The organism is Acinetobacter lwoffii (genome assembly GCF_024129685.1).
GTDB lineage: Bacteria > Pseudomonadota > Gammaproteobacteria > Pseudomonadales > Moraxellaceae > Acinetobacter > Acinetobacter lwoffii_X.
This window is the reverse complement of sequence record NZ_JAMXXL010000030.1, coordinates 17,431-29,390: the sequence shown is the minus strand read 5'-3', so window position 1 is coordinate 29,390 and position 11,960 is coordinate 17,431. Positions and strand designations below refer to the sequence as shown.

The 11,960-nt window shown below is 45.5% G+C and carries 12 protein-coding genes; 3 read left to right on the top strand and 9 right to left on the bottom strand.

Translation table 11 applies throughout. The features are described from left to right. The first annotated feature begins 181 nt into the window (after positions 1-181). Both NI464_RS13000 and ahr read left to right on the top strand, forming a co-directional pair. The gene (locus NI464_RS13000; protein ID WP_253138895.1) at positions 182-763 is read left to right on the top strand and encodes a DNA-3-methyladenine glycosylase I; all 582 of its coding nucleotides are present in this window, start codon (positions 182-184) and stop codon (positions 761-763) included. A gap of 5 nt (positions 764-768) precedes the next feature. After that, positions 769-1,797 (top strand): NADPH-dependent aldehyde reductase Ahr, encoded by a 1,029-nt coding sequence (gene ahr, locus NI464_RS12995; protein WP_253138892.1) that lies wholly within the window; start codon positions 769-771, stop codon positions 1,795-1,797. 50 nt (positions 1,798-1,847) lie between these two features. Here the strand turns inward: ahr and NI464_RS12990 are convergent, their stop codons facing one another. The 9 genes from NI464_RS12990 to NI464_RS12950 form a co-directional block, all read right to left on the bottom strand. Continuing rightward, a complete protein-coding gene (locus tag NI464_RS12990; protein ID WP_253138889.1) occupies positions 1,848-2,492 on the bottom strand; it encodes an START domain-containing protein in 645 nt (214 codons plus the stop codon). Between the two features lie 56 nt (positions 2,493-2,548). Further along, a complete protein-coding gene (gene dapB, locus NI464_RS12985; RefSeq protein ID WP_004280861.1) occupies positions 2,549-3,370 on the bottom strand; it encodes a 4-hydroxy-tetrahydrodipicolinate reductase in 822 nt (273 codons plus the stop codon). 332 nt (positions 3,371-3,702) lie between these two features. Beyond that, entirely contained in the window at positions 3,703-3,900 is a 198-nt protein-coding gene (locus NI464_RS12980; RefSeq protein ID WP_004280859.1) for a hypothetical protein, read from the bottom strand. Positions 3,901-3,970: 70 nt separating this feature from the next. Then, complete coding sequence (locus NI464_RS12975) at positions 3,971-4,198, bottom strand: hypothetical protein (protein WP_004647679.1); 228 nt, start codon at positions 4,196-4,198, stop codon at positions 3,971-3,973. 112 nt (positions 4,199-4,310) lie between these two features. Then, entirely contained in the window at positions 4,311-4,526 is a 216-nt protein-coding gene (locus tag NI464_RS12970) for a cold-shock protein (RefSeq protein ID WP_005105001.1), read from the bottom strand. A 608-nt stretch (positions 4,527-5,134) separates the two neighbouring features. Then, a complete protein-coding gene (dnaJ, locus tag NI464_RS12965; protein ID WP_005104999.1) occupies positions 5,135-6,253 on the bottom strand; it encodes a molecular chaperone DnaJ in 1,119 nt (372 codons plus the stop codon). A gap of 104 nt (positions 6,254-6,357) precedes the next feature. Beyond that, positions 6,358-6,735, bottom strand: a complete 378-nt coding sequence (locus NI464_RS12960; protein WP_253138887.1) for a hypothetical protein — start codon at positions 6,733-6,735, stop codon at positions 6,358-6,360. 141 nt (positions 6,736-6,876) lie between these two features. Continuing rightward, entirely contained in the window at positions 6,877-10,002 is a 3,126-nt protein-coding gene (locus NI464_RS12955; RefSeq protein ID WP_253138884.1) for an efflux RND transporter permease subunit, read from the bottom strand. 2 nt (positions 10,003-10,004) lie between these two features. Next, on the bottom strand, positions 10,005-11,108 hold the full coding sequence (locus NI464_RS12950; protein WP_153566272.1) for an efflux RND transporter periplasmic adaptor subunit: 1,104 nt from the start codon (positions 11,106-11,108) through the stop codon (positions 10,005-10,007). A 148-nt stretch (positions 11,109-11,256) separates the two neighbouring features. On the opposite strand from NI464_RS12950, the gene NI464_RS12945 reads away from it, so the two are divergent. Next, positions 11,257-11,880, top strand: coding sequence for a TetR/AcrR family transcriptional regulator (locus NI464_RS12945; protein WP_004728919.1), 624 nt, complete (start codon positions 11,257-11,259; stop codon positions 11,878-11,880). Positions 11,881-11,960: the final 80 nt, after the last annotated feature.

Genomic DNA, 11,960 nt, shown 5'->3' with positions numbered 1-11,960 from the left:
TGGTGAATGGATAAATTACGCAGAATAACTTTCAACTTTTGCCAGTGTTGATCTGTCAGCATGGTACGAGGCATAGCGAATAGTAAAATTGTGTTTGGCGATTTGATTTTACTACTTCGCTATTTCTTTAAGCTAAAAGTGTCAACACACCCTATAAAACCATAAAAACAAGGAGCATCACATGACTGTGCAACGCTGTGGCTGGTGCTCCGATGATCCGCTGTATATCACCTACCATGACCAGGAATGGGGACAGGCGCTACTGGATGAAAATCGCCTGTTTGAAATGCTTTGTCTGGAAGGACAACAGGCCGGTCTGGCCTGGATTACCGTTCTCAGAAAACGTGAAGCTTATCGTGAACATTTTTTTCAATATTCGATTGAGTCTATCGCCTCACTTACAGATCAACAACTCCAACTGAAACTTGAAGATGCTAGCCTGATACGGCATCGCGGCAAGCTGAATGCCATTCGGGAAAATGCCCAAGCATGGCTAAAGCTGCGACAGCAAGGGATTAATCTGGTGGAATGGCTCTGGTCTTTTGCCCAGCAACCGCGATTGAATAATGATGTTGTGGATTATCGGCAAGCACCCGCTCAAACCATTGAGAGCCAGAAGATGTCTAAAGCCCTTAAACAGGCCGGTTTTAAATTTGTCGGACCCACCATTTGCTATGCCTTTATGCAGGCCGTTGGTATGGTCGATGACCATGAAAATCATTGTGATTTTAAAACAATATTCTCGCACTTAAATAAGAGCTGAAAATCATGTCGAATAATATTATTCAAGCTTATGCAGCCATGTCCGCAGGTGCGGAACTTGAGCCTTATCAGTTTGATGCCGGAGAACTGCAGCCGCATCAGGTCGAAGTGAAAGTAGAATACTGCGGTCTCTGTCATTCCGATATTTCAGTGATCAATAATGAATGGGGTTCTTCAGTGTATCCGGTCGTAGCAGGACATGAGATTATCGGTACCATTACCCATCTGGGTGCAGAAGCCAAAGGCCTGAAAGTTGGTCAACGAGTGGGAATCGGCTGGACAGCGGAAAGCTGCCAATATTGCGATCCCTGCATTTCAGGCCAGCAGGTGCTGTGTACTGGTGGTCAGGTGGCTACCATTGTCGGACATGCCGGTGGTTTTGCCGACAAAGTGCGCGCCGGCTGGCAATGGGTCATTCCCTTACCTGAAGATCTAGATCCTGAAAGTGCAGGTCCCCTGCTCTGTGGCGGAATTACCGTATTCGATCCAATCCTAAAACATCAGATTCAGGCTATTCATCATGTTGGCGTAATTGGCATTGGCGGTTTAGGGCATATGGCCATCAAGCTGCTGAAAGCTTGGGGCTGTGAAATTACCGCTTTCACTTCAAATCTGGATAAAACTGATGAGCTGAAAGCTATGGGCGCTGACCATGTGGTGAACAGTCGTGATGTCGCTGCATTAAAAGCCCAGCGTGGCAAGTTTGATTTACTGCTGAGTACTGTCAATGTCACCTTGAACTGGCAGGCTTATCTGGCAACTTTAGCGCCGAACGGCACTGTACATATGTTGGGTCTACCATTAGAGCCGATGCAGATTCCGGCTGGCATGCTGATTGGCGGAGCCAAGTCAGTCACCGGTTCACCGACAGGTTCGCCGGCGGCATTACGTCAGTTACTCCAATTTGCTGTACGTAAAAATATTGCTCCGCAAATTGAAGTGTTCCCGATGTCACAGCTGAATCAGGCTATTGAACATCTGCATTCTGGCAAAGCCCGTTACCGGATTGTACTTAAAGCAGATTTTGCAGCTTAAATTCAGTCTTTTTTCTCATCTGCTAGAAAGACCCAGCAATTGGGTCTTTTTCAATGCAGGGCTTCAGGCAAGACCGCAATACTGGCAGGCTTGGCCAGTTCGGTCTTCATCTTCTGCAGCATCTTATAAGGCTGCTGTTGCACAAACATATTTACGAAGGTCAAAGGAATGGAACCCTCCGGATTGGCATAACCATAAGTAGAGACCTTAACCTTGTTATTGGCCAGTTTCTGAAAAGTCCAGTCGCCCTGATAATCGGTTAAACGCACATAATCCGGATTTAAAGGATAGCCACTTTGGATGGCTTTATTCTTGATGGTGATCTGACCATTGGCTTCCTTGATCATCTTGCCCTGCACAATCAGGTCACGGTCTTTTAAGGGAAATGGAAAATCCAGCACCATATACAGGATAAAGTCGCCTTTTTTATCATCGCGGGACAGGACCTTGATGCTACCCATATAGGGAACCCACTGCACTGCATGTTCAACATTCAGAATCAGGGACACGGCATTTTCAATGGGCGCGGTATAGGTGGTTTCAGCTTTATAGAGAAAGACCGAGTTTTGCTCATTCTGGTAGGTCCAGACCTTGATATTATTTTTATGAATACTGAGTTTAGGCGTCCCGACAGGCTTTGCCTGCGCAATGGCGCCAAGCGCCACTGCACAGAGCAGGAAAATCATTTTTTGCATTTTTTATTCGTCTTATTTTAGTTTTAGATTTTTTTATAAATGATTTTGACTCGGTTTTAAACCTGAATATCGTTAAAACCAAGCACGTCCTTCATATCATATTTACGCGCTTCACGGCCTACGACCCAAGCCGCAGCACGTACCGCACCAGAAGCAAAGTTCATGCGATTGGTGGCTTTATGAGTAATTTCTACACGTTCCCCATCGGCAATAAACATTGCAGTATGTTCACCGACAATATCGCCACCACGAATAGTCTGGAAGCCAATGCTCTTACGCTCACGCGGCCCGGTATGACCTTCGCGACAATACACTGCATCTTCTTTCAGGTCACGGCCCAAAGTTTCCGCAATCGCCTCACCCCACATCAAAGCTGTACCCGATGGCGCATCTACTTTGTGACGGTGATGTGCTTCAATCACTTCGATATCAACCGTATCGCCAAAAACTTTAGAGGCCAGTTCAAGCAGTTTGATCGAGACGTTCACACCCACTGAATAGTTTGCTGCATAAACTACAGGAGTTTCTGTCGCAGATTGATCGAGATAGGCTTTTTGCTCGTCATTCATACCTGTGGTACCAATCACGATGGCGACACCAGCTTCACGGCAAATTTTCAGATGATTGACGGTCGCTGCTGGCGCAGTGAAATCAATCACGACATCACAGTCTTTGACTACATCGGTAAGGCTACCCACGACCTTAACACCTGTTGCACCAATTCCGGCAAGTTCGCCAGCATCTGTACCTAATAATGTACTTTCAGGGCGTTCTACCGCAGCCGCCAATTGATAACCTGCTTCATGCACAGCCTGAATAAGGATACGCCCCATACGACCGCCTGCACCCAAGATCCCAATGCGTGGTGTAGCTGACATAACATAGTCCTGATGTTGATCCAAAATTGCTCTTACTATAGCAAAACTGCGGAATAACACTAAGATGCATTGCATAAAAATCAATGAAAATACTCAAAGATCGAAATCACTGATATTGATAAGAGTTTCAATCCGGTCTTTGGAATTATGGGCTAGATCTCATCCAGGTCGTCGGATATGGATCAATAGCACGCATGAACGTAACCGTCTTCAAAAAGCAGCTTTCAAATCAGATGAAGAACATTCAAGCTTCGGGGGCAGATTAGGATCCTTTCAATTCAGCTCAGCTTATCTCTCACTGAAGTGATGAACCTAAGTCACTTAGGAATGATCTATACAATTTTGAAAATTTTTCCACTTAATGTACTTTGAAAGCACATTTCAAAACTGGGACGAATATCTTCACCATCTACAGTGATATGTTTTATATTGGAATGAGATTGTGTTTTAGAAAAATGATGATCGACTGTTGCTTGAATAGCGTGTTGAGCCCCAAACTGATCCTTCACACTGATACTTTGTTTAAGCATATCTATACCTTTTAATAATAGTTAAAGTGGCAAAATATCCACTAAAAATTGATATTTCTGAATTTTATCTTTAAATAACTTTATGATTTAGCTTAAATAATTGATTTAGAGAAGTATAGAATGTACGGCCATCTAAGTTTAAATCCACCTCAACTCCAGATGAAAGAAGAACTCTTTTACCCACTTCAATTCTTTTTAAACCCTGACGTGTATTTTGCATTTTATTGAGAGGAATTAACGAAACAATAATTTCAGTACCATTTTTAGATTTTGCAATTAAATCATTTATTTTTAACAACTTAAATCCTGTTTTTCTAAAGATTTTTCCAATTTGGAAAATAACTTAAAATTAAATTTTGAACGATAAAAAAAGCACTTATTAAGTGCTTTTTTTTACTGTTTATTCTTGCTTAGATAGCAACAATATTTACAGCATTCGGTCCTTTTTGACCTTGAGCTACACTGAATTCAACCAGCTGGCCTTCAAGCAAGGTTTTAAAACCTGAACTCGCAATTTCGCTGAAATGAGCAAAAACATCTGGACCTGATTCTTGTTGAATAAAACCAAAACCTTTAGTTTCGTTGAACCACTTTACAGTACCTTTAACAACATTTGAGTTTGACATAATATATCCTAATAATTTTTAATAATTTTTTAGTCATTTTATAGACTGATTATAACTTTGAAATAATAAAGAATGAGACTTAAAATCTGAAAAAAAACGAAGGATTATGACTAAAACTACGATACTTAAAGAAGATTTACCGAAACAAGACTTTTTTCTAGTTAAGTTAACTATACACGAAAAATTTAATTAATCAAGTTTTCTTATATATATATTTATTTTATTTATTAAAAAATAAAATTTTAAAAATTTATAATTATTTCAATAAGATTAAGCTTTCATTGTCATGATAACAAAATAAGAGTAATCTGCTGTACTGGTAAATTTGATAAGTAATGAATGCGATTATATAGCTCTGTAATAACAATATTGGCCTTTTTAATTTCGGGAATGATGCTTTTTTCTCACTTACAAAATATCTATCACCCTCCAAATTTGGACTCATACTTTCTATTTAGATAGTCAAATATAAAAATAGAAACCGCTTTTTAGGCGGTTTTTATGTTTAAGCGAGACTTATCAAACAATAAATAGCATCTTCTAATCTAGAGTATCTTATCTACATAATAAAAAAGGACGCCTCAGCGTCCTTTTTTACTTTCACTCAATTAATCAAACAAACGATCAAAGAATGATTTTTTCTTTGGTGATGATTTGCTATCTTCACCATCCATGGTTTCTTGCAGTTCTTTTAACAGTTCACGTTGACGTGCACTTAAGTTGACTGGAGTTTCTACCACAATACGGCACAGCAAGTCACCTTGCATGCTGGTACGTACCGGTTTAACACCCTTACCACGTAAACGGAACAGTTTACCTGTTTGCGTACCTTCAGGAATTTTCAGGCTCACACGGCCATCCAGCGTAGGAATCTGAACTTCCTTACCTAAGGCTGCATCAGCAATCGATACCGGTACATCCATATACAGATCAGCGCCATCACGCTGGAAGATTTCATGCTCACGCACCACCACTTCTACGTACAAGTCACCTGACTGACCATCACGGATTGCTTCACCCTTACCAGTCAAGCGTACGCGGTCGCCATTGTCCACACCCGCAGGAATAGTGACTTCCAGAGTTTGCTGACGATCCGACACACCCGAACCATGACATTTATTACATGGGTTCTTGATGATCTTGCCCTGACCACGACAGGTGCTACAGGTTTGCTGTACCGAGAAGAAACCTTGCTGCATGCGCACTTGACCGGCACCATGACAGGTACGGCAGGTTTCCACATCGTTTGGATTTTTTGAACCCTTACCATCACAGGCATCACACGGTGCCGGTGCAGTAAAAGTAATGGTTTTCTTGACGCCTTTGACTGCTTCTTCAAGGGTCAGTTCCATCACATAGCGTAAGTCAGAACCACGGCGTGCGCGTTGCTGGCCACGACCACCACCGCCACCAAAAGCACCACCGAAAATATCACCGAACTGGCTGAAAATGTCTTCTGCGCTGAAACCACCGCCGAAGCCGCCACCGCCGCCCATACCACCTTCAAAGGCCTGATGGCCCATACGGTCGTACATGCTGCGCTTTTCACCATCAGAGAGCACTTCATAAGCTTCTGCTGCTTCTTTGAATTTCTCTTCAGCTTCAGCATTGTCCGGGTTACGGTCTGGATGATATTTCATCGCCAACTTACGGTAGGCTTTTTTGATTTCATCATCACTAGCGGTTTTAGCGACGCCCAAAACCTCATAATAATCACGTTTAGCCATGTCTGGCGATGCTCCTCACGGAATTTTGTTTAATATTCAACTGAGGTCTGAAATTGGGGTCAAACCGAGTTTTACAAGGGGAAATATGAAAAAAATTATACGCTTTAGAACACAGCTTTGTTTTGAGAGAATTTATGGATGCCTTTAAACCAGGCATTGATCAGGAAAATAAAAGCAATAAAGCTGAAAATCACCCCGGTCACCACACAGGCTTTGACCCATAAGTGGCTGTCCCAGGCAAAGAAAAACAGGGGAATAAACCACAATGCAGCGAAGAGCGCCAAAATGGTATAAATCACGATATTACGCATGATCCACAGTGCCTGTGCCTGTAACCAGACTTCAGCATAATCAACCTGGGTGACTTTACGTGCGAACCAGTAAGCAAATACCCCGCTAAATACGGTAAATAAGGCCAAAAACATGAAGACATAGGCCACGGCTACGGAACGTCGCATCTTGGTTAATGTCACTGGAGTCATGTCTGGTTCAACCTCATTACTGCCCTGGCAGTAAGGCCAAAACAGCAATTTTTTATTTTTTGAATTATAAAAATCTCAGGTGCTACTATATTGAAAATTTCAAAATTTCGCACCTGAAATTATGACAATTTTAAACAGAATTTAAACTTTTTTCACTTTAAACCACTGTGCATATAGTGCAGGCAGGAAAAACAGGGTCAACAGGGTTGCCACAATCAAGCCCCCCATAATCGCCACCGCCATCGGCCCGAAAAAAATACTCCGCGACAAAGGAATCATAGCCAGTACAGCAGCCAGTGCGGTTAATACAATCGGACGACAACGACGTACTGTGGCATTGATGGTGGCATCCCACTGCGACTCTCCGGCCTGAATATCCTGCTCAATCTGATCGATCAAAATCAGCGAATTGCGCATGATCATTCCGGATAATGCAATCGTCCCGAGCATCGCAACAAAACCGAAAGGTTTATTGAAAATTAACAGGAATAACACCACTCCGATAATGCCCAAAGGTGCGGTCAGGAACACAATAAAGGCACGTGAGATGCTTTTGAGCTGAATCATCAGCAGGGTCATGACCACTGCGAGAAATAAAGGCATGCCGGCATTAACCGAGTTCTGCCCGCGAGCCGATTCTTCAACTGTACCGCCCACTTGCAGCAGATAGCCATTCGGCAGCTCTGCCCGGATTTTTTCTAGTGGCTCTTTGAGTTCATTAACCACAGTAGCGGGCTGTAACTTGCTGCGAATGTCGGCACGCACGGTAATGGTCGGTAAACGATTCCGATGCCAGATCAGACCTTCTTCAAAGCTGTATTCAATTTTAGCCAGCTGCGCCAAAGGTACTGATGTACCGGTTGCAGTCGGAACAGCCAGACTGGCTAAAGATGCTACCTCCACCCGTTCAGCCTGAGCACCACGTAAACGGATTTCGATCAGTTCACGTTTTTCACGGTACTGATCAATACCGGCCCCCAAAATCGAGCTGTTCAGCACATTGGCCAGTTCACTGCTACTCACCCCCAACTGACGGGCACGATCCTGATCGATCTGCAATTTGATGACTTTGCTCGGCTCCCCCCAGTCCAGATGCACATTGGTGGTATTCGGATTTTCTCCCACGGTGGCTGCAACTTTCTGCGCCCATTCACGCACCAACCCCAGATCTTCACCAGAGACCCGGAACTGCAATGGATAACCGACTGGAGGGCCATTTTCCAGCAGGGACACCCGGGTACGGACTTCCGGTAATAACAGCCGAATCTGGTCACTCAAGGATTGACGGATTTCGTTACGATCTTCCAAAGAGGATGCCAGCACCACAAACTGGGCAAAACTGGTTTGCGGCAACTGCTGATCCAGCGGTAAATAGAAACGTGGAGACCCAATCCCGACATAAGCCACATAGTTATCAATGCCCTCTTGTTTCGATAAAAAGGCTTCGACTTTTTTTACTGCAGCTTCAGTGGCCTTCAGTGATGCACCTTCTTCAAGTTTCAGATCTATCAGAATTTCCGCCCGGTTCGAAGGCGGGAAAAACTGCTGCGGCACCAGCTTAAACATTAAAATAGACAGGATAAAAATTCCGACGGTGGCAGCAATGACAGTTTTACGATAGGTCACACAGGCATTGACCCAACGACGAAAACCCTGATAAAACCGGGTTTGATAAGGGTCATAATGTTCGCCGGCATGATGCACAATCGGCTGAGGTTCTGGCTGTTTGCGCAGACGTGCCCAGAGACGCTGGTACCACGGTGCTTTCTGAATTAAATCTTTGTTGAAATCCGGCAGAAGTTTATCGCCTAAGTATGGGACAAACAGTACCGCGGCAATCCAGGACACCAGTAATGCAATGGTCACCACCTGGAAAATCGAACGGGTATATTCCCCGGTACTCGAGGCTGCAGTGGCAATCGGCAGGAAACCGGCAGCGGTAATCAGGGTGCCGGTCAGCATTGGAAAAGCCGTGGTGCGCCAGGCATGCCCGGCCGCCTGTAAACGGCTATAACCCTGCTCCATCTTAATCGCCATCATTTCAATCGCGATAATGGCATCATCAACCAAAAGACCGAGGGCCAGAATCAGGGCCCCCAGGGAAATTTTATGCAGTCCGACATCAAACAGCTGCATACCGGCAAAGGTCATGGCCAGCACCAGCGGAATCGAGAAAGCTACCACCAGACCAGTCCGGAAACCGAGCGAGAAAAAACTGACCAGCAATACGATAATCACCGCTTCTGCCAGCACTTTCATAAATTCGTTAATACTACGTTTGACTGCCACCGGCTGATCGGAAACTTTTTGCAGCTCCATACCGAGGGGCAGGGCTTTTTGCAGGCGGGCGAATTCCTGTTCCAGATTTTTACCCAAGGCAATGATGTCCCCACCCTTACGCATCGATACAGCAATACCAATGCCGTTTTCGCCCATAAAGCGCATCCGGGGCTGTGCCGGATCACTAAAGCCACGATAGACTTCTGCTACATCGCCCAGCTGAATAGTTTTGCCATTGACCAGCAGCGGCATCTGTCTTAATTCTTCAACACTGTTTAATGCGCCACTGACCCGCACCTGAATCCGGTCTGAACCGGTTTCAAAAAAACCGGACTGGGTGGTGGCATTTTGCTGCTGCAGGGCTTGCTGAATCGCCATGACTGGAACGCCCAGCTGGATGGCCTTGGTATTGGAAATCTCAATCCAGATTTTCTGGTCTTGCAAGCCAATCAGCTCAACTTTGGCAACATCTTTGACCCGTTGCAGTTGCAGCTGTAAGCGGTCGGCGTATTCCTTGAGGGTCGCATAGTCAAAATCTTTACCCTTGAGCACATAAATATTGCCAAAGGTATCGCCGAATTCATCATTAAAGAACGGACCTTGTACCCCTTGTGGCAATCCATGCCGGATATCGCCCACCTTCTTGCGCACGTTATACCAGACATCCGCGACATCTTTCGAAGCCAGGGAATCCTTGGCAACAAAAGTCACCATGGATTCACCCGGACGCGAATAGGCCATGATGCGGTCATACTGTCCCGTGGTCATCAGTTCCTTTTCAATCCGGTCAGTGACCTGTAGGGATACTTCTTTGGCACTGGCACCTGGCCAGTAAGTCTGGATCACCATGACTTTAAAGGTAAAAGGCGGATCTTCACTTTGTGACAGTTTGGAATAAGAGACGATGCCGATCAGACCCAGCAGGATCATGAAATACAGCACCAGACCTTTATTTTTTAAAGCCCATTCCGACAGGTTAAAGTTCATGCTTAACTCCCTGCCTGAATAGTCACACGACGGTTTTCACGATCAATCGGATTGATTTTTTGCTGGTTACGCAGCAGATGTACGCCGCCAATCACCACATAGTCTTCCGGCTTGAGGCCACTGAGTACAGGAACACTGTCCCGGCCATAGGCACCGAGCTGGACCGGGACTTTACGTAAGGTATGATCCGGCTGGACCACCATGACATAAGCCTGCTGATCCGTTGCCGAGACACTGGATAGCGGCACACTGAGCATATTATCGCGGCTGTGCTGAAAAAATACCCGGGCACTTTGTCCCAGCTGGATCTGGCCATTGCCTTCACGTAAGGAAACTTTAGCCCGGAAGGTCCGTGACTGGTCCGCTGCCGGTGAGATCTCGCGAACAAAAGCAGCAAATTTTTCTTCAGGTTTGGACCATAATGTCACTGTGGCTGCCTGTCCAACCTTGATCTCCGAAATAGCCTGTTCCGGTACCCCAATCACCACTTCACGCTCACCGGCAATCGCCAGTTCATACGCCGCCTGCCCGGCAGCGACCACCTGTCCTGTTTCAATATTACGTGCAGTGATTACGCCGTTTTTGGTGGCAATCAACTGGTTATAAGCAGTCTGGTTTTTAGCGGTATCATAGTTAGATTGTGCCTGCTTCAGATTTGACAGGGCGGTCTTGTACTGGTTTTCGATCGCGTCATATTGTGAGCGGCTCACGGCATTGGATGGCAATAACTGCTTGAAACGTTGTAATTCATCCTGAGCAATCTTAGTGGCAGACTGCGCGCTTTCCAGCTGGGCACGTGCTGCATTCAGCTGCAGCTGGGCATCTTTGACATCCAGAGTTGCCAGGACTTGCCCGACTTTGACCTGGTCACCCACATCGGCGAAGCGCTGGGTCACCTGTCCAGCGACCCGAAAGGCCAGCGCCGTTTGCTGGCGCGCCTGCACATCACCGGCATAACTTTTTAATTCATGCTGTGAAGTGGTGGGTGTGGCCACCATGACAAAGGGAACTTCCTGTTCTGCTGCAGCAGTATCTTTGCTGCACCCGGTTAAGGTCACGCTGCAAAGCACCACCATGCCAGCCAATACGCTGTAAATCCTGCTCATCTTATTCGCTCTTATCTGATCATCTTTTTTAGGGCAAACTATGCTGATATATTGAATTGCTTGTTTTTTAATTAATATACCACCCGGTACACTAATTACAACTGAATCATCAAAGCAATGACCGTGTTGACTTTTTTTGGAAGAAATTGTGCAAATACCTGTAGGACGACCCAAGGATCTGGAAAAGCGTCAGCGCATACTCAGCGTGGCCAAAGCGCTGTTTTTAGCGCATGGCTATCATGCCTCCAGCATGAACCAGATTGCACGTGAGGCAGGTGTGACCAAGCTGACGGTGTATAACCATTTTCAGGACAAGGCGACCCTGTTTAGCTGTGCGATTGAGGATACCTGTGAAGCCATTCTGCATGAACATCCTCAGCTCTTGCAGCCGAGCAGTGACTTTGCGCAGGAGTTTTATCAGGCCTGTCAGCGCGCTTTAAATATTATTCATTTACCAGAAGCGATCAAGCTGGACCTGTTACTGATGGAACTGGCCTCGCAGCAAAGTCCTCTGGCAGAACAGTTTTATGAGGCCTCGCATAGCAAACTGGATGCAGTCTGGAATGATTTCTTTGCTCTGGCCCAACAGTACAGCTTTATTCAGGTCGATCTTCCAGAAAAACAGACCGAGCTGATCGTGTCCCTGCTGACCGGAACCCGTCATCAGAAAATCCTGCTGGGTCTCAGCCCTCCCCCTTCAAGCGCAGAACAGCAACAGATCATTAGCGAGGCCATTGAACTGTTTATGCTGAAATATGCTCTGCCTGACTAAAGCCTTCTCTCAGGATCGAGCACCGATAACCATATGTGGCCTAAAATTTGCTAAAAAAGCAGCCAATGCTCTGCAACTTT

Excerpts from the sequence above, each read along its gene's own strand:
- NI464_RS13000 (WP_253138895.1), top strand. The coding sequence starts at position 182 with ATGACTGTGCAACGCTGTGGCTGGTGCTCCGATGATCCGCTGTATATC.
- dapB (WP_004280861.1), bottom strand. The coding sequence starts at position 3,370 with ATGTCAGCTACACCACGCATTGGGATCTTGGGTGCAGGCGGTCGTATG.
- NI464_RS12980 (WP_004280859.1), bottom strand. The coding sequence starts at position 3,900 with ATGCTTAAACAAAGTATCAGTGTGAAGGATCAGTTTGGGGCTCAACAC.
- ahr (WP_253138892.1), top strand. The coding sequence starts at position 769 with ATGTCGAATAATATTATTCAAGCTTATGCAGCCATGTCCGCAGGTGCG.
- NI464_RS12960 (WP_253138887.1), bottom strand. The coding sequence starts at position 6,735 with ATGACTCCAGTGACATTAACCAAGATGCGACGTTCCGTAGCCGTGGCC.
- NI464_RS12950 (WP_153566272.1), bottom strand. The coding sequence starts at position 11,108 with ATGAGCAGGATTTACAGCGTATTGGCTGGCATGGTGGTGCTTTGCAGC.
- NI464_RS12955 (WP_253138884.1), bottom strand. The coding sequence starts at position 10,002 with ATGAACTTTAACCTGTCGGAATGGGCTTTAAAAAATAAAGGTCTGGTG.
- dnaJ (WP_005104999.1), bottom strand. The coding sequence starts at position 6,253 with ATGGCTAAACGTGATTATTATGAGGTTTTGGGCGTCGCTAAAACCGCT.
- NI464_RS12970 (WP_005105001.1), bottom strand. The coding sequence starts at position 4,526 with ATGTCAAACTCAAATGTTGTTAAAGGTACTGTAAAGTGGTTCAACGAA.
- NI464_RS12990 (WP_253138889.1), bottom strand. The coding sequence starts at position 2,492 with ATGCAAAAAATGATTTTCCTGCTCTGTGCAGTGGCGCTTGGCGCCATT.